17 protein-coding genes and 1 pseudogene are annotated in these 18,487 nt (G+C 36.2%); 9 read left to right on the forward strand and 9 right to left on the reverse strand.

Annotated elements, in window-relative coordinates:
- Window positions 1-12: 12 nt before the first annotated feature.
- The 4 genes from CWM57_RS09665 to CWM57_RS09680 form a co-directional block, all read right to left on the reverse strand.
- Window positions 13-417 carry an H-NS family nucleoid-associated regulatory protein gene (locus tag CWM57_RS09665; RefSeq protein ID WP_100675361.1) on the reverse strand — a complete coding sequence of 135 codons (405 nt, stop codon included), beginning with the start codon at window positions 415-417 and terminating at the stop codon, window positions 13-15.
- A 160-nt stretch (window positions 418-577) separates the two neighbouring features.
- Complete coding sequence (locus CWM57_RS09670) at window positions 578-1,045, reverse strand: DUF4756 family protein (RefSeq protein WP_100675360.1); 468 nt, start codon at window positions 1,043-1,045, stop codon at window positions 578-580.
- Between the two features lie 198 nt (window positions 1,046-1,243).
- Complete coding sequence (locus tag CWM57_RS09675; protein ID WP_100675359.1) at window positions 1,244-2,044, reverse strand: hypothetical protein; 801 nt, start codon at window positions 2,042-2,044, stop codon at window positions 1,244-1,246.
- A 27-nt stretch (window positions 2,045-2,071) separates the two neighbouring features.
- The gene (locus CWM57_RS09680; protein ID WP_100675358.1) at window positions 2,072-2,806 is read right to left on the reverse strand and encodes a replication/maintenance protein RepL; all 735 of its coding nucleotides are present in this window, start codon (window positions 2,804-2,806) and stop codon (window positions 2,072-2,074) included.
- A 1,339-nt stretch (window positions 2,807-4,145) separates the two neighbouring features.
- Between CWM57_RS09680 and CWM57_RS28155 the strand changes: the two genes are divergently transcribed.
- The 5 genes from CWM57_RS28155 to CWM57_RS09705 all read left to right on the forward strand — a co-directional run bounded on the left by CWM57_RS28155 (window position 4,146) and on the right by CWM57_RS09705 (window position 7,953).
- A complete protein-coding gene (locus CWM57_RS28155) occupies window positions 4,146-4,415 on the forward strand; it encodes a hypothetical protein (protein ID WP_100675357.1) in 270 nt (89 codons plus the stop codon).
- Window positions 4,416-4,648: 233 nt separating this feature from the next.
- Entirely contained in the window at window positions 4,649-5,611 is a 963-nt protein-coding gene (locus CWM57_RS09690) for a hypothetical protein (protein WP_100675356.1), read from the forward strand.
- 62 nt (window positions 5,612-5,673) lie between these two features.
- The gene (locus CWM57_RS09695) at window positions 5,674-6,846 is read left to right on the forward strand and encodes a ComEA family DNA-binding protein (protein WP_100675355.1); all 1,173 of its coding nucleotides are present in this window, start codon (window positions 5,674-5,676) and stop codon (window positions 6,844-6,846) included.
- Between the two features lie 459 nt (window positions 6,847-7,305).
- Complete coding sequence (locus CWM57_RS28160; RefSeq protein ID WP_048757356.1) at window positions 7,306-7,515, forward strand: hypothetical protein; 210 nt, start codon at window positions 7,306-7,308, stop codon at window positions 7,513-7,515.
- Between the two features lie 42 nt (window positions 7,516-7,557).
- Window positions 7,558-7,953: a hypothetical protein gene (locus CWM57_RS09705; protein WP_032724213.1), complete on the forward strand. Its 396-nt coding sequence runs from the start codon at window positions 7,558-7,560 to the stop codon at window positions 7,951-7,953.
- Window positions 7,954-8,079: 126 nt separating this feature from the next.
- On the opposite strand, the gene CWM57_RS09710 is transcribed toward CWM57_RS09705, so the two are convergent.
- Window positions 8,080-9,498, reverse strand: coding sequence for a hypothetical protein (locus CWM57_RS09710; RefSeq protein WP_100675354.1), 1,419 nt, complete (start codon window positions 9,496-9,498; stop codon window positions 8,080-8,082).
- Window positions 9,499-9,830: 332 nt separating this feature from the next.
- Window positions 9,831-10,034: pseudogene (locus tag CWM57_RS28400) on the reverse strand (DUF4756 family protein); the annotation flags it as partial.
- Between the two features lie 533 nt (window positions 10,035-10,567).
- Between CWM57_RS28400 and CWM57_RS09720 the strand changes: the two are divergent.
- Window positions 10,568-12,532, forward strand: a complete 1,965-nt coding sequence (locus tag CWM57_RS09720) for an AAA family ATPase (RefSeq protein WP_100675352.1) — start codon at window positions 10,568-10,570, stop codon at window positions 12,530-12,532.
- A gap of 206 nt (window positions 12,533-12,738) precedes the next feature.
- Here the strand turns inward: CWM57_RS09720 and CWM57_RS09725 are convergent, their stop codons facing one another.
- On the reverse strand, window positions 12,739-13,062 hold the full coding sequence (locus CWM57_RS09725; protein ID WP_100675764.1) for a helix-turn-helix domain-containing protein: 324 nt from the start codon (window positions 13,060-13,062) through the stop codon (window positions 12,739-12,741).
- 202 nt (window positions 13,063-13,264) lie between these two features.
- Here CWM57_RS09725 and CWM57_RS09730 point away from each other — a divergent pair, with 202 nt between their 5' ends.
- The 3 genes from CWM57_RS09730 to CWM57_RS09740 are packed head-to-tail and all read left to right on the forward strand — an operon-like array spanning window position 13,265 to window position 14,672.
- Window positions 13,265-13,828: a hypothetical protein gene (locus CWM57_RS09730; RefSeq protein WP_100675351.1), complete on the forward strand. Its 564-nt coding sequence runs from the start codon at window positions 13,265-13,267 to the stop codon at window positions 13,826-13,828.
- A gap of 5 nt (window positions 13,829-13,833) precedes the next feature.
- Window positions 13,834-14,385, forward strand: coding sequence for a lipoprotein (locus CWM57_RS09735; protein ID WP_100675350.1), 552 nt, complete (start codon window positions 13,834-13,836; stop codon window positions 14,383-14,385).
- An 11-nt stretch (window positions 14,386-14,396) separates the two neighbouring features.
- A complete protein-coding gene (locus tag CWM57_RS09740; RefSeq protein WP_100675349.1) occupies window positions 14,397-14,672 on the forward strand; it encodes a hypothetical protein in 276 nt (91 codons plus the stop codon).
- Between the two features lie 154 nt (window positions 14,673-14,826).
- On the opposite strand, the gene CWM57_RS09745 is transcribed toward CWM57_RS09740, so the two are convergent.
- Both CWM57_RS09745 and mobQ read right to left on the reverse strand, forming a co-directional pair.
- Window positions 14,827-16,806, reverse strand: a complete 1,980-nt coding sequence (locus CWM57_RS09745) for a hypothetical protein (protein WP_133122258.1) — start codon at window positions 16,804-16,806, stop codon at window positions 14,827-14,829.
- A gap of 117 nt (window positions 16,807-16,923) precedes the next feature.
- Complete coding sequence (gene mobQ / locus CWM57_RS09750; protein WP_100675347.1) at window positions 16,924-18,435, reverse strand: MobQ family relaxase; 1,512 nt, start codon at window positions 18,433-18,435, stop codon at window positions 16,924-16,926.
- Window positions 18,436-18,487 lie beyond the last annotated feature (52 nt).

The raw sequence follows: 18,487 nt of genomic DNA on the forward strand, positions 1-18,487 counted from the left end.
GCCTTAGAATGATCAGATTGCGAAGTCTTCCAATGTTTTACCTGCTTCAATAGCAGTAGCAATTGCTTTAGGAGTACGGCCCTGACCAGTCCAAGTCTGCTCATTGCCATTATCATCTGTATATTTGTATTTGGCAGGGCGTGGAGTTCGTGTCGATTTGGTTTTAGGCTTAGTTGAACCAACCACTAAAAGTAGTTCAGCAGGATCGATACCATCTTCTAACAGTTTCTGGCGGAAGGCTTCAAGCTTAGCCTGACGTTGTTCTTGTTCCTTGAGTATTGCCTGTTCTTCCTCACGGCGCTCATCAACGATAACAGAGAGTTTTTCCAGCATCTCTTCCAGAGTTGCCAGATCTGTTTCACGAGCCTGTGCGCGAAGTGTACGAATATTGTTCAATGTTTTAAGAGCTTCACTCATAGTATGTCATCCGGTGTTTTAAAAGGGTAATTAATAACGTCAATGTATATAATGCTGTTGAGCAATCAAAAGCATACCAGCCAGTAAATAATATAGTAAATATTGTCGGTTAAGCAATCTTAAAACATCTCATTTGACACAGATAACATAGAGCAGTTCTTTAAAGAGACATTTTTCTACGCTTTTGGCTTGATGGCTCGAACTCTGACGAGATGTGAGAGAGTTGCTCAAGACTTTGTTCTATGGAACGCTGAAACATCAGTGCGGCCTCTGTACGCTGTTTTAACACTAACATGACGATCTCTTCAGGGTTTTTCTCAAGAAGCCTTTGCCTGTAGATACTATACGTTTCGAGCTTATCAATGTTCTTGGAAGCGAAAGCGGAGGCTTGGTTAACAGGATTAAGCTCATCGATAAACTTACCAAGTAGAGATTCTTTCTTTTTGTCTAACTGACGTAGCTCGAAGTGCGCTGATTTGAATTTTTTAGCTTCAATCATAGGGGTATCATCGGAACGTAGTTTGCGATACTCTTTTCTATATTCGTCTATCGAAATATGATTTTTTAGTTCTTCAACGGTATTAAAATAATCGATTAAATCACTGTTATCTAATTTGACTCTTCTCATGGAAACCTCGTTAATAATTTAATATTGATATTTATATATTACGAGGTACAGAGGAAGTGTCAAATTAAAAAAACTCAAATCGATTTAAATGATTTTATTTCTCTTAGATACTTTATATGGTAGATACTTAACAGCTTGATGCCTAAATATATGTCTCACTTTAGCCTATTATAATAAAGCGGGGTAAGGTTATGCTTTTTAAACAAGATGAAGAGTTTTATATTGTTCGAAAATCAGTTCACCAGTATCAGTATAAATTTCAACCTTGCCAATCTTCCCATCAGGTCTTTTGATTGAGTAGCGAATTAATCTGGCATCAAAATATATTGCTAATAGGTCAGGTCGTTCAGTAAAGTCTCTTGTTTTTGTAGAACGGTCTTTTAGATAGCCATAGCTTGAACAGATCTGTTTTTTGAAATCTTTTTCAGATAAACCACTTTCTTTTATTTTAGTGGAAATGAAATCTTTTAACGGACGTTCATATTCCTCTTTTTCTTTTGCTTTACGTATTTGCTCTTCTTTCTTGCGCTGTTGTTCGAGGCGGTAAAGTTGCTCTTGTTCATCCTGCTTGCGCCCATGTTCCTCTTGGATCATTTTGCTGATAATACAAGCGGGAACAACCCGAATTCCCTCAGACCAATCCTGATAGGGATTGCAAGTCTGTATACGATGGACCGTGTTAGATATTTTTTCTATGTCTAGTTGTTTATCAAAGGAAACAATTCGTTGGTTATTCTCTTTTGAGATGAGTTTTGCGGTATTCTCTGTGGATTCCACACTCTTTAATTTGAATGAGGCTACTGCACTGTTGCGGCTTTTATAATATAACGCCTGTTTCCTATCTCCAATGTAGCATTCAAGGAAAGAGAAAATCTTAAACTCCTGAATACCAAATGTTTCCTCAAGCATGGTCATTTGTTCAGCAAATATGTTTAAGATATCGCTCTTGGATAGTTTTTCGTGAAGTTTTATTTCAAGCGATCCGGGTAGTTTTTTCATTATTATCTCCTTAGTGTGGTTATAAGTTTAGGATATTTCCTGTATGTGATTTTTTGAATCATCAACGTTCTTTCTTGCTTCCTCATTTTCCTTCGTTCTTTTATATACTTTACGTGGTTTATCGATATGTATGCTGTTATTAGGGTTGGGGACAGCGTTATTCTTTTTCTTCTTACTGAATACAAATGCGTCAGTGTAGATTTCTTTAACCTCTGTTTCTAAGGTCAGTTTTCTTCTTTCTTCTTGTGAATGTTTCGTATAGTCTTCTGGATACTGTTCTATTTCTGCGCAAAGATTACGAGCATTGCTCAACTGTTCTTTACGTTTCTTATCCAGTTGATGACTCATCCCTTTAGCGAAAATATTAGAGTTGATATAGAGATGACCATGATGCTCGACAAGTATTCCTTTCTGTCTGAGTTTTTTGAAAATGTTAGACATATTACCGGAAGCAATATTCAAGGCTTTGCACAGTGATGATTGTGAAAGGTTAATCAGATTTCCAAACTCCATATACTCCAAAATGTATGTTAATACGCGGAATTCATTCTTGGATATATCAAGATCAGAAAAAACTCTAAAGTTAGAAGTAAAGGCAAATACATAAGGTTGCGAAAATGAGATTGCTTTATCCTCCTCAGAGGAGATAACTGTAGTTGATTTTATATCTTTGTTTTTTAGCAAGCGTCTTGCGATATCAATCTTTTGCTCGGTTGTTAATGATTCAAATAAGTGTAATAGATCAGCATCGTTTGTATTCATATTATTCTCTCTTATTATTTTTGTTATACACATTTTAATACTATGCAAAAAAGTGAAAGTCAATAGTAGAACTATAAATAAAATAGGAAGTATATTCTTATGACAATGTTATATGTTAAATAAACTATGTTTAAACATAGATCTTGCTATGTTTAAACATAGGACGGATCTATGTTTAAACATAGGGGTTTACTATGTTTAAACATAGGAGAAAAGTTTATGAAGCCGCGATTTCACTGGTCTGGGACTATGCTTATAATTAAATAATTAGTAAGAAGTTAAGAGAGATCAGTTTTTCTTTTTTGTTATTTAGGATGGTTTTCTGCGTGGTTTATTTGTGCTTTATAACAATGGCACCGTTTGATTTTTTTGTTTTTACTTTATGTTATGAACAGCCAGTGATTGTTTCGTACAATCACGAAATGCTGCTTTTATTTGGAATGCTTAATTAAGATTTCTTTTGTTTTATTAGCGTCTACGACGCGATCTTTTTTGGATAAATCCATCATTATCGGAGACAAGCTCCTCACAGCAGAGTGATTGTTGCCAACAATCACGAAGTGCTGCTACTAAAGATATAGTTTTCCTATGCGTTTAAGAGCAAATGCTATATGTCAGAGAGAGGATATTATGTTCGGGAAAAGGATCTAGATATTAATGTCTTACTGGTGATTAAGAAAAATAATTTCATACCAGCATCAGGGCTTAGCCGTGCGTCAGCACAAGGGATGTGTTTTCAATAAATAGTTATTAAATGTATCAGGTAAAAATCGATATCAGTGAATATAAGTAAACGTGCTTTATAAAAGGTTAATAAACCACGTAGAAAGCTTGGTAAGACATTGGGAGCAGGAGGATGATATATATTCATCATCTTAATGCTTAAAACGCTTATAATTGATTACAAACAGTAATTTTATATCAAGAAAATTATTAATGAACAAATCCAGCATTAACAGGGCAAGCCCTGTTCAGCAAAGTGATTGTTACCAACAATCACGAAGTGCTGCTATGAAGAATATAGTTTTTCTATACGTTTAAGAGCAAATGCTATATGTATAAAGGGAGAGACCATGTTTAAACATAGGATCTGCATTCAATATTAGGAGAAAATAGATCAAACAATTGTCGAATACTTTTCTTTTTATCTAATCAACAGAAGATGAATAAAATAAAAATGTCAGTGTCAGGGCGTAGCCGTGCGTAAGCACAAAGATAAAGATCTTTTCAAAAATAAGTTTAAAAATAAGAAGAAAAATCATGATTGAAATGCAAATAAATTTGATTCCATTGCTTGCGATAGAGTATTAAATAGTAATAAACAAAAAAGGTAAAAACAATGAACAACATTAAAACTATAACACTCTTTCACCCCCATGAGAAAACACCATTTCTGATATGTATCGTAAACAAAGTGGAGAATACTAAACATGGAATAAAACTTACTCTTGAAAATGGTAATGACATTTGTGTCAATAATTACAGTCATTATCTGTTATCAGAGTCTGTAAATCGTTGTGACAACGATAGATTAAAGAATATTTATATTCGTTTGGTTTCAGAACTCACGCAGATGAGTGAAGAAACTATAAAATCACAGATGTTATAACATGAGTTATTAATTCTAATACCTTACAGATATTATATGTTTCTCAAATCTGTTATATGGTATTAAATAGTCAATGATGTTAGATGTTGTGATATTATTCATAAGGCCAATATTTTTTGGCTGGTTCTATATCCAGAGCTATCAACGAACATGGGTTAGGTTAAAGTTGAATGCAATAAGTGACAGTGTTCTGGTAAAATGCTTTGTCTGATAGCGTCAGGAGGCGATGAGCGATGGAAGGTAAATTAATTTTCTGTTCCGATGCAATACTGCGGTTTCAGTCCGATTACGATGAAACCTCGGCTGTTCCGTTGCTTTCCATACAGAACGCAGTAGATGATGCCGATCCCTTTTTTCTTCTCCGTTTCTTCCACCATACGACTCTGATTGAAGAAGGAACAACACTGGCAAGTATCTTCTTGGCTATAGAGCCGTGGAAGGCGTTGTTAGCGGCTTATCTGGACAGAGATGTTGGTGCCTATATAGATGAGGTAAGAAAACCGTCCGGGCCAACGACATGGGATATTGAATGGATTGGAATTGACCGTCGAAGCTCGGTTTATCGCGCTTATAAGCGTCAGGATATGGAAGAAGGGGAAGATTTTTCGGCCTATTTTAATCGTGAGCGGTTCCCGACTGATGAGTTTGACATAGAAAGTAGCTGTGATGCTTCAGGCTTCATTAAAGGGGATAAAGAACGCTGGAGTATCAGCGGTGATGTTCACGAAATTAAAAATCTACCTGTAATTCTCTATAGTAAACAAACATTGATTACTTCGTCGAAGGATGGATTGTTGAAGAAGAACGTATCAGGGGTGAAGAGTACCAAGCATAGCTGCTTAGTTTATGGTGATACCTCGTTTTCGTTCAGTGAGGTAATGGAAGCTATCTTCATCAGTGGGCTGTTCTTCTATGCGCCAAGAGACGCCGCCAGCAGCCTTGATGAGTTGAAAGCGAGTTTAGCCGGGCTGGAAGAAGAACGGACCGAGGTATCAAAAACGGCGCTGGTAGCCAATGAAACAGATAAAGAACCTACTATAGCCGTAGCCGAAGGTGCTTTTGATTCGGTCGCTGCTCACATGGAAACAGAAGCTGAGGAGTGGCAATCCATTAAGAAGCTATGCCAGCGAGAAGGTGAGCTACCCATACGTATCGGTAGTATTAAGACGGCTGAACCTCCAGAGTTTCGTTTTTAGTTTTGATAAGTAATAATCCACAACTTAATGATTATGTTATTATAAGTAGAAGGATGCTTTACATGCCGCACAAGAAAGTAGCATTACAGCTCATTGAAGAAACGCTTAAAGAACTCGAGTCACCAAAAGGTTCCTTGTTCTCGGCTATACAAAAATTACAGCGGACCGCAGATATCATTAATGACGATGATAAAAAGGTATGGTGTGCTATTCATTTGGGTGACGAAAAATATACAAAACCACTTAAATTGTTCTTAAAGTTCTTAATCGATAACAAAAATACTACTACGAAGGCATATGAGGAAAAATTAAATAAACATATAAAATCGTTATCTGATATAGGTATTAAGTCTGGTGTTCACTATTCAAATGAAGAACTTACGTTAAAAAATGATGAAAGTGGTGGTGGATATAATAACATTGGTTTTATTGAAGAGACATATGCTGACCTTGTGAGGAGAAAGAAAGGCAATGATGGCACTTTCTATAAGAATAATTTAAACCAACATATCAATTATGTGAGGAAAAAAGCACATGAACTAGCATCACAAATATATAATCAGCTAAAATTCTTAGGTACTGTCAGCAACTGTTTTGACATATTGAAGAATGCTGTCGATGATAAATTATTAGATCTAAATCCAGCTATCGCAGAACAGTTAATGTTGGCATTTAAATCTATCTCGTCAGATAAAGAAGAAGAATGGTCTCAAGCTCTAACTACATGTCGTAGGCTTCTGGAAGGGTTGGCTGATGAACTTTACCCTGCATCGAAGGAAAAGTTTAATGGTCGGACAGTTGGGCAAGGTCAATACGTAAACCGCCTTTGGGCATTTATGGATGGGGCTATTCAATCCGAAAGTAATAAAGATCTTGCCAAAGCACATATAGATTTTCTTGGATCATGGCTTGATAAAGTTAATAAGTTAACAAATAAAGGTGTTCACGCTGAGTTAGATCGAATTGAAGCTGTCAAGTCAGTATTCCACACGTATTTAGTTGTGGCGGATTTGCTTGAGTATATGTCAAATACTAAAGTTTCTGTCTCTAAGCCTGATATCAACAAAGCTACTTTAGATGAACTTGAAGCTTTATTAGATGTTAATCGGGCGATCGCCAAAGAAATTATTAAAGCTCGAGTTCGTGAAGGTAAACTTGATCTTGATATTTTGGGGGGCATTAGAGGTATTGGGCCTAAGACACTTGAAAACATAAAAGAGGTGTTTATTATATAACAAGCAACCTATTTATTGCAGTGCTTAAAAGAAGTAAGTCCGTTAGATATTATAGAGTGGAGCTAATGTAATTTAGCTCCTAATGTAGTCGCTCGTCTTATGATTAAGTGTGACTGGATAGTTATTCTTTATTAATTTCTGGAATAAATAGTAATAATGAATTCGACTGACTGGATTTTGTATTTATACCCATAAACCACAAGACGCAGGTTTGAGTACCTGAAAATTATCGTTAAATCGGGATGTTAGTGAGTCAGCTATATCCGGCAGCGTCTGGTTGAAAAAGACAGATATGGCTTTAATACGATCTCTGACTCACCCGTCACGACTGGAATCATGAAGGCGTTCAAGTTCAACTTTTTGTTGCTCAGTAATGAATATTTTCATGTTGGACAGCATTATCTCCTGTTGCTTGAAAAGCAAGTATCTTAAATGATCACGGGTATATATGTATAAAAAATCCAAGCTGAAGTGGCTACTACCGACATCAAAACACTGGAACAGCTTTTGAAGAAGTTCCGTCAAGTTGTCGCGGAGCGCCGGGAAGAATACTATTGGGAGATTGGTGAGAAAAAGGCTCAGAATTTGAGGGCTAAGAGATTACAAAAGTTGCTTGAGAAAATGGGGCGTGATCGTGTATCACCGGTGGATCTCATTGACTGGCAATAGCCAATCATAATATTGTATCTTCATCAAGCAACGGAGGTGTATATGGGCTGGGAACTTCACATAATAAGAACAGAAAATTGGTTCGATAGTGCAAGCGATCCAATCAGTAGTGTGGAATGGCTTCAGCTTGTTGATGATGATAAAGAACTGTCAATAGATAGCAAGAATGGGGAGTTTTTTGCTATATGGAGTGGCCAAAGTAAATACGATGAGCCTTGGCTTGATTGGAATGATGGAAGAATTTCAACTAAGCATCCTGATGAGGATCTTTACTGTAAGATGTTGCATATGGCTGATAAGTTAAATGCTGTAGTTGTTGATGAGGATGACCATAAATATTTACTACCAAGTGATCTGATGAATCCGTCATGGGCGAACTCATCACCGAGTGGTAAAAAACAATCTTTATGGGCAAGGCTAATTTCAAAACTAAAATAATATTTTTATATGTATTGGCTTGGATTCGATTTGAGATATTGCTCTAAGACTATATATTAAATCTGACAGATACATGTATGGTAACTGGTAGCTGTCAGATCAGGTCTGAGCTAATACAAATAATAATCAATGTATTAGTGTATTTATTTCATTTGCTCTTAAAAATTTTGTTTCTATCCTTAAAATATAGTAAATGAATTCTCCTCTTGAAATTAATCTCTTGTCATTTGTTAATAAGTAGTTGCATTTCCAAGCGTGTGTCAAGTGTTGAATATCTTGGTGGCTTGATTTTACTTTCATTTTATCTTTAGTTGATTCCGTTTTATAGTTAATAAGATCCAAGAAAGTACATAACCCTTCGATTTTATTTATAAGATCCTCATCATTTGTCCAAGTAATTTCTCTATTAATTAAATCATCTATTGAGAAACTAAGACCTTTACTTATAATTGTCCATTTTAAAAATTCATAAAGGCTTAATTCTCTTTCACTATCTAATATTATGTTTTCTATGACATGTTTATCACTAAAGAAAAATCCAATATTATTAGATATTCTTTTAACAAGCTTACTATTCTTATCAAAATATGAGTTGCTCAGTTCGTTAATTTTTGCAGTTATGTATTTATATTCTTCTGCTGCTACTGTAGCTGGTAACCAGCGTAGTACTCTACCAACTAATGAGTTTATATCTTCATTTATGAATGCTAATTCACCATCAATTCTCCCCATTAATACACCATCAGTGAGAGAAAGTATTTTCTCTAAGTAAACATTGAAGCGCATAATATCCATTTTTATACCATCCTCAATGATATATGGACTAAAAACAAAAATAGAGCTGCCAGATTCTTTCAATTTATCTATATCATTGCATAGTTTAATGTCTTTACCAGAGATATATTCGCTTAATACATTTTGGTCTACATATATGGATTTTTTTGTATTATCTATTGTTATTTTGATAAAGTTAGGTTTGAGATCTTTTAACGTCATGTACTCATTTAAGATTATGTCATTGTAATGAGATCCTCGATAGGAAAAGAAATTAATTAAGAATGAAGTTTTGCACGAATCAATCTTATATAATAATTGTTTAAATTCATCCTTGAATTCAGCATCAATTTTTTCTGAAACATAATCCTTATGTTTATATATATTCGCACAAACAAGGATTTCAGGGGTTTTACCATTAAGATGGAACGCTTCATAAAGATGAACACATAATTTCTTATGTTCCTCAAACAAATCATATAAACTTTGTTGAAAATTGATAAAATATTCATAAATTGTTGTCAAATCCAGAAAAGATATGCAAAACTGCACACTTTCAAAATCTCTGATCTTTAGATATAACTCTTGATTATCGCGACAAAAGATTCTAATTATTTCAAACAACTCATCATATGATCTATATTTATCTGTTTGCTGATACAATACTATATTGTAAAAGTCAACATCAATTGCTTCTATGTATTCAACTAAAATAGGTAAACAGGCCTTGCAAAGGTTCTTTACCTCTTCTATCTCATTATTATTCCGCATAAAACCTCATTTTTTGATTATAAAAAATTAATATCGGTTATTTAGTGAAAATATACTTCATGTTTATTAAAAATAATTTATGTAGAAAATATAAAATAAAATTTACCATGAGTAAAGAAGTTAAATGTGATGTGCCAACCGTCATGCTTAATAGTTTTTTAATTCAGTATATTGCCAAATAAAGCCTGAACAGATACCATAGTGTCGGCTACACTAAATAGCTTCGCGTAATAGCGCTACACTTGGAAGTGTGCGCCCTTCCTTCCGCGTTGTCCTCGTTCGATGCGAAGTGAAGCATCAATGTGCGAAGCTATTTAGTATAGCATATCCGTTCAGACAGACATTTTTCTACGTATTTTATTCAATGTTAAAAAATCTGATGAGACAACTGGAAAGTTGTTCGGGGTTCGTTCTACAGAATGCCTTAGCTCAATAGCGGCTTCTGTACACTGTTTCATCGCTAAGGCAAAAAATTCATCATCACTTTTTTCTGAAATTGCCTTACGGTATAGCACGCGCCCGCTAAGTAGCTCAAGATTACCTGATGATTACGATGAAATGCTAAAGCTAATACCTCAGATTAGCCCGCACTGATGAATGTACTTGGACTACAGAATATACGTGGGACCATAGTTGAAGATAACTTCTTATCTGAACTGGAAGCCTCTGGTGGTATCGTGCTTCATGCCAATATGTGCTATCCAGTAGCTGAATACAAGGACACAGACATTAGAATAGCTATCGAGCCGATAGATCTTGCGTACATGCGAGATCTGACCAATGACTATGCGGTAATGTCCAGAAACAATGAGTATGAGCACAAAATTGAGGGCGATCTCTTTGAGGCATTATCTCAGGCTGTAGATAGATTTAAGACTGCTGTTGTGTTGTATATGTTTGTTAAAACAATCCCTATATATTAAAAATGCATATGCAAAAGGAATATCAAACTATTTAAGAATAATTATTTTTATTACTTCACTTTAATTGCAACTAATGATAGAAATAAAAAATATTACGTTAAAAAATAAGCTCTTCATTTTTGTGATTTTATTGTAAAGGGGAAATAATGATCTCTGGGTTATTTTTACGTAACTTCAAAAATTATGAAAATATAAATTTCATTCCATTTTGGACGTCTGATAATGATAGGATGACAATTTTTGCAGGTGATAACGGAGCAGGTAAGTCTGCTATTTTAGAAAGCATTAACTGTTTGATGAATAACATCGATAGCAAGGAGTGGGCATATTCAATTGGACAAAAGAAAGATCGTGTTAATATTTTTCCGTTATTTCTAATAAAAAAAGATGAATGGTCAACTGATGACATTCAACAAATGGAGAGGATTTCTCATTATTTTTGGAACTATAACTTTCTTGACGTATCAGCTGCTGATTTTATAAAAAACTATATTTCATATAGAGATAATCTTAAGAATTGGTATTCGCCTGAAGAATATTATCTTTTAGCTATTGGTAAAAATTTTGATGGCAACGTTTTGCTCACGAGCACTTTTCATAAAAAAATAGCTGATGCAACTAAAAAAGATGGGGTTTCTAGAGATAAAATAAACTCTATTTTTAAAAAAATACTTGAGCGTTACAAATTTGTTTATCTTCCTGTAGAAAATAAAACAAGTGATATACTATCCCTTCAAGCAAATGAAATGCAGGGCATGATGGATAGAGAGATTTCAGATGAAATTAGAAATCTTTTATCTAATAAAGAACACCTCCTACCAACAAACCATCCATTAAATGATGGGAAAAAAAATGCGAAAAAGCATAGTGTAATTGACATTATTAATAATAAGTTGGATTTGTATATTGATGATATTAATGAAAAAATACCAGACGGTTATAAATTTGAATATAAAGGTGCTATTAAAAGACCTATTAAACCAACAGATATTTTGGATTCAATTTTTTTAAAGTACTTTTCTTACAGGCCATTATCAAAAAATTCTAAAAATATTAAAAATTTAAGCTCTGGAGAACAACGTATTGCATTGATTGATATTGCAACTGCACTTCTTTCTACAGAGTCTCCAAAAAATAAAGAAGTCATCTTAGCTATTGATGAGCCTGAGGTGTCTTTAGAATCAGCTTATAGGTTTGAGCAGTTTTCAAGCTTGATTAATTTATCTGAAAAATATAACAGACAAATATTTATTACAACGCACTGGTATGGTTTAGTATTGAGACCTATGCATGCTTCATTACATTATATACATAAAGATAATGGCAACGTTAAAATAGATGCATTCCCATTAGTAAATATTCAAGAAAGCAGAAGAGCTTTCCCTAATTCTATTGAGATTAGAAGTTATTTTGACTTAATGGCATCTATGTTAAGTTTATTAAAGAAAAATGAATACAACTGGATTTTTTGTGAAGGAAGTGAGGATTATTTATATCTTAAATCCTTTTTAAAAGATACGATCCCGAATCTATTCATCCTCCCTTTTAATGGGTGTGGGAATATAAAAAAAATATTCGATTTCTTACACGTACCATTTTCTGATAATGAAGAAAATAAACAAATTAAAGGAAAGGTAATGTGTCTGATTGATACAGATACAAAAAATATAATCAAGGTTGATGGTTATGGTTCAAATAACTACAATAGAAAACTTGGGTTCTATCGGTTGTCAATTCGTGATGACAAATCCGATATTGTCAGTATCGCATCGCCTGATGCGACAAATACAGAAATAGAGGATTTATTAGATCCTGAACTCATGTTCACATCATTAATTAATCTTTCTAAAAGTGATAGTACTTTACGAAGCTTTATGAGTTTATATAATTTGAATAAAAGTGTTAAATTCACTAACATAAGTAATGGGATGAGTTTTTTAGAAAGGAAAACAAAGTCGTCTCATGAAAAAATAAAAGATTTTTGTGATTATCTATCGACTAGTAAGCTTAAAAAACTCATTGCGGAAGAGTACAATAGAGACCCCAGTAAAGTTATAGTTAGACCTGAGGATCAATGGGTTATCAGAATAAAAAAATTCTTCTCTAAATGAATTTTATCAATAACCCCCTTATATCGAGTGGGAAGAATATTATTAGTCCAACAACCCACGCGAAACCTTACTCGTCATCTGACTGAAATTATATAGGTCAACAACATTCCCTTTGAACCAGATCTCAAGGGAGTTTATGTGAGCCGTCTATACCCGAGGGAGGATGCAAGATATTATTAACAACGCGGAAACGATCTTTATAACGTCTATTGATTATAGTTTTTGATTTTGACAATTATATTTTCTATATCTTCCTCAGACAGTTTATCAAAGTTCATCACGATAGTAGCAAGCTGGTCATTTTCCACATAAAAATATGCTAATGGGACATTTAGCGTTTGTGCTAATTTTTGAGCAGTATGGATATCTGCCTCATGTACTCCTTTTTCGTATCGGTTAATGCGAGTACTTGCTACAAATTCGTCGATCCCGGCAGCAATGCCCAGCTTCTTTTGAGACAAGCCAGCAGCAAGTCGCGCTTCTTTTAAACGCTTACAAAAGATTTCTCTATGGGATTCTCGCTGGTTCATAAAAGCCCTCATCATTAAGAGCTACGAGAATCGTAGTTTTACCTTGTCTTGAATACTACGTTTATCGTAGTATCTGCTTGGGGTGATGTACTGGTTTGCCGATACAGGTGACCTCAATGCTATCAAAAGTGATAGATAGAGAAGTTCACGCGACCCATACCAGTACAAGCCATTTTGTTATGTATGACCTATGGGAAATGAAATGAAGAGAATCTTACTTGTAGCTGCAATGGCCCTAACAGGATGCCAGCAGCTCAATGATGGCGTGAGTAAAGTCAATGGGGCAATCAGCTCATCTTTGTCTTCAGTAGGTAAAGCGCTGAATGGAAGTTCCGCCACTCAAAACCTTGGTCCCGCATCACCAGTATCAGGTCTGGGTGCTGTCTGCAAAGACTATGAAGAAAACGCAATGGCAGCAGAAAAGAAATGGACGGGGAAAAGGATCTCTATCAGCAATGCCACTGTTCTGGAAGTTACGAAGGGTAGAAGTGCCAGCGACATGATGACGGGGATGCCCAAATCAGCTCCTAACTATTATCTGCTCTTTAAAACAGCCGATACAAGCTACTGCGGCGGTATGGTCTGGTTGGATTACTACTCTGGTCTTGATGATGCGGTTCTTACCTATAAAAAAGGTCAGAAGGTAAGCGTCCGTGGAACCATCAACAATTTCGAAGTTCGTGGTTTTGCCACAGTAAACAATGCTGATATGCCAGTTCGTCTGGTTGTGTTCAGCAATGGCACTATCAATCATTATAAGGAATAATAACCATGCGTAAAATTTTATCCATTACTGTTCTTGCCGTGTTGTTATCAGGCTGTGGTGAAAAAGGCGATTTTGAGAAAGCGATCAACGCAAAATTTGCACAATCAAAGCTGTGCTATTCACTGCAGAACAATGACGTTACTTTCAACAAAGGTTTTCCTATAAAGGTTAATCATGGCTACCGTTCTGCCGGATACAGTGCCAGTGATGAAATACTGAAAGGTCTGGCTAATCAGGGACTGCTTGATGTCTCCCAACAGCCTAACGGTTTTAGCAGTGTTGATGTATTAGAGATAACAGACAAAGGCCAAGAGGTTGAGTTTTGGGATCGTAAAGATGGTGCCTGTGTTGGTCATCGGGTAGTTGCTGAGATAAAGGAATGGACCGAGCCGGGCAACGGTAATCAGAAAGTTGTTCGCGTCACCTATACATGGAAGTTAACTGATGTTCCATCATGGGTGGACAAAAGCGCATTCTCTGGTGTGAAAGGGATGAATGAGCCTGCCGATGGTGCCATGAATCTTGTTAAAACCAGCAACGGCTGGAAAGCGATCTGAGGGGATCTATTATGGAAAACAATACAATCCAGTGTCCTTTTTGCCTGAAAGAAAGCCAGCGCGGTGTGCAAGTTTGTACCGGCTGCATGGCGACTGTTTTATATGGAACCTACCCCGGCTGGTATGCTTTCGTGGTTATATTATTGACCTTCGGCCTGTCTATACTGATCGGAATGTCTACAGGCATAGCGGGAGCTACTATCAGCCTACCAATCATTGCGGTTGTTGGGTTTGTCGCAGGTAAGGCAATATTTTCTGATAATGTTGTGTTCAGGCGAAGAATGTAATCAGCTTTAATACAGGAAACCATACCTTTGATCTATCAAGGTATGGTTTCCTGTATGTGTAGCGGCGATAAGAGTTATGAGAATGGGACCCTGATTACAATGTAGTCACTAAATTTGTGGGCTTTTACCACGAAAAATGTCACCGATATCATTTTTAAAATACAGGGACGGTTTTTTCAAAATATATCTTCCAATACTTTTTCCAGTTGTCTCGCAAAGAAAATTGAGGACTCCTGCCATTCTCATAAAATTCTAACCACGGGAGGTCTAATATATTGTCTTTCCTAAGCTCTCTAGACATGTTAGTAGTAGAAATCTTAGGCCTGTTTATATCGATAGTAATGTATTCATTAATTATTTTTGTTAGCTCTACAGCATGACTTTTCTCAAATCCTCTGGCTTTCCTTAATACCAAGGCTACCATGATAATGGGAATATATATTGTCCCTTCTATTTTTAAAATACCAATGTTTTTGGGCATTAAGTTTAATATTTTATTGTCAATAGGTTTCTCTACATTTATTTTTTTGCCAGCGTTAATGGGTAGTTGAAGATGATCAGTGGATACAACCAGATTCAATCTTAATTGAGAGTTGTCCTGTTCAAAATCTAAAATTGAATTTTTAACTGACCTGTAATCTGATTTTGGTATCTCTATGTATTTTAGCTTGTTATTTTCATCGGATTCGATAATTAGCCCCAACGGGGCAGAACTTGATGACATCAATTCTACATAACAACCGTAATCAAGAGTGTAGAGTGTGTACTTTTTCCCTATGGTGTTGCGAGCAGAGACACCTTGTTTTAAAACGTGAATAACCCTCATGTCATAAAGATAATCAATTAGTGGGTGATTATTTTCATTACTTATTAAAAAACCACGAGACTTTCTATGTCCAATAACTTCATTGATTATTTTATCAAGTAATATAACAGCTTCTGGTTTGCTGTTAAGAGCAGCATGTTTGTTAACTTGAAACCATTTCTGTGCTGACTTACGGATATGAACTATCGATATTTTATTTTCCAGCGCCGATTGAGCGGCAAGAGAAATAATATTTATAGCATCGCGTGGAACACCTTCAACAGCACGAACATACTCATCAAATGCTGATGGTTGAGTAAATAAATCATTTATAAATAAATTTGTTTCAGCGTCACATATGGAATTTTTATCTATTGCCTGAGCATGTCTATGAAGAAGTGTTTTGAAGAATTTTTTTGCGGCATCGCGATCATTATCAAATACCATGTATTCATCTAAATTAATAACGGATGAAGCATCGGAACCGAGTTCAATTCCTATACGAACACCTGTGCCGTGCTCATTTATCATAAAGTTACAACGGTGTGCAATTGCAGCTATTTTTACCGTAATACCTGAAATAGGGTACAAAATCCGGCGCAGAAGCTCTGCAAGGTAAGGTTGGAGATCCAGTGGAACTTCAGACCATTCATCAATTAAAACCCATAGTTCCTTCTCAGGTAATTTGGCAATAATATTGCTGAGTAATTTTGTCATTTCTCCAAAGTGAATTCTTAATGTTTTTTTTCCTGATACTTTTAAGCGATCTGTATTATTTGATGATGTTCCATCTGAAAGTGAAAAATTAGCAGATATGCTTTTGTTGGTTAATCCTGCGGTTAACGTTGAATTCATCAAGTTTTGATTTGATGAACTCTTTTCTTCTTCTGTAATCCCTTCAATACTTAATGATGTTGCTTTCTCAACAAAATCATTCAATAACAGTGCTATTTCAGTTGCATTATCTATCTCTTTCTCAAAAATATAATCCAATATAACTTCATGAATTTTACATAGCGTATCAGAAAGTAATCTGGTCGCTCTTTCACTTAATAATATATTGGAGTCAGAAAAAATCCCTCCAGAAGAACCAATCATCCTCATATCAATAGGGACACAAATAATGCCTTTTTGTTGAACATTATTACAAAGAACAGCCAAAAAATGTGTTTTCCCAGTTCCTCTGCGACCAAACATTATTTGATTATCGTTGCTAGACAACAGGGTGTATGTGGGTCCAACATCAACAAAAGACTTGATAAGATGGTCTGGTTGTAATTTCTCTGCTCTCTTGGCAAGTCTCAACATGATTGAATTTATATTTCGCATAAGTATCCATTCTAGCTAAGTGTTTAGCTTCTTTACTGAGAAGAAAAACCTACCACCGATTTACTTAAAAAGTGTACCGTAAAGTACTCAAATATCATAGAGATGATTATTTATTTATCACTCATAATCACGATTATGACGATACCCCGGTGGCCTCAATTTTGGGACATGGCTCTTTCCAGTACATTCTGGTGGCATTGATGGCGTAAAAGTCACACTGTTATCAGCATCAGTTTTACCCTTCTCTGGACGACTTGGGAAACGTCGGCTCTCCTCCTTGGTAGGCTTGTAGTCATCGCTGTTAAATCTGGCACATTTTTCATACTCAGCGCGTGGGACGTAGATGCCTTGAACTTCATCGAACACATAGTTTTCAGCTATACGCTTATCGTGTTCCGCATCAACTGAAACAGGGGCTGGCTTCTTCTTGGCCCAGACAAATTTCTCTTTAAAGAAATCGATGATATAGACTGTGAAACGCTTAAACACGCCACTCTGACGAGGTTTAACTTGCTTCCTCTTGCTTTTAACAGGCGCACGTTTAACTGCGCCCGCTGTTGAAGAGGTAGGGGTTTTCAGTTTAGTGCGGGGTGAAGCCGGGATCACCAGTGATGGTTTTGATTGTCGGTCAACCTGACTAACCTTATCAGGGTTACGATAAGACTTAGCCGTTGGCCTTCTTTGTGAAACTGGAATCGTCAGAGCAGGTATGTTTTTTCTGTTATCTGCTGTACTGGCGAGAACATCAGCCAATACGATCTCCTCCGGCTCAGGGAGAACAGATACAGTAAAGCTCCTGACATCAACCACAATATCCAGTGGCAGATCTTTAAACAGGGAATACGTCTTTTTGGCTTCTTTCTTCCTGTCATCACGAACAGCCTGTTCTGCAGCACGCTGTTGTTGAGCGGCCTGAGTGTTCCAGCGACTACGAGGGATATGCCTCATTGGGTCACGGTTTGTTTCTTCAGCTTTGGCAAGCCAGATAGCTTTGTCTTCATTGTTAACAGCCACTACTGCCTGTTCAAGTGCTTCTTGATGCTGAACCCTGATGGAACGGTGGTCAACACGAACCTCATGCTCATATTTCTCAAGGAATTCGTTACAGAAGTCCTGCCAGCCTTTACGCCAGCCATCAAGCGTTTCAGGCTTATCCCACTCACGGACCTTTTTACCAAAGCCGGTAGAATGAACCTCACGGGTTGTTCCCATGATATGGATATGGGGGTTATGACCACTGATATCGTGGATAACAACATCGACAATGATTCCCTTCTTGGTGAAGTGTTCAAGAACAAAAGCAGCGGTGAGTTCAATGCTTTGTTCTGGTGTTAGCTCAGCGGGCAGGGCAATTTTAAACTCTTTGGCGAGACGGGCATCCTTCCTCTTCTCTGATGCTTCAACAGCGTTCCAGAGTGTTTCACTATCTACTATCAGATCTGGTGGTGTATTTTCAGGGGCAAAAATCTGCGCAAAGGCAAGGTCCTTTTTATGCGCTGTTTTACGACCATGAATATCACCAGTACGATTATCAGTGAAAACTTTACGATGACGATAGGCAGCGGAGGCAACCGAAGATTTGCCTTCGCCTCTGCTGATGTTCTCCATTTTAAAACTGTATATCGCCATCCACTGATACCTCTAATTCTGACTAGCTGCTTTTCGTTTTACGTAAGGAAAA

The organism is Klebsiella sp. G-Nf4 (assembly GCF_002810615.1).
In the GTDB taxonomy this organism is placed as follows: Bacteria; Pseudomonadota; Gammaproteobacteria; order Enterobacterales; family Enterobacteriaceae; genus Klebsiella; species Klebsiella variicola.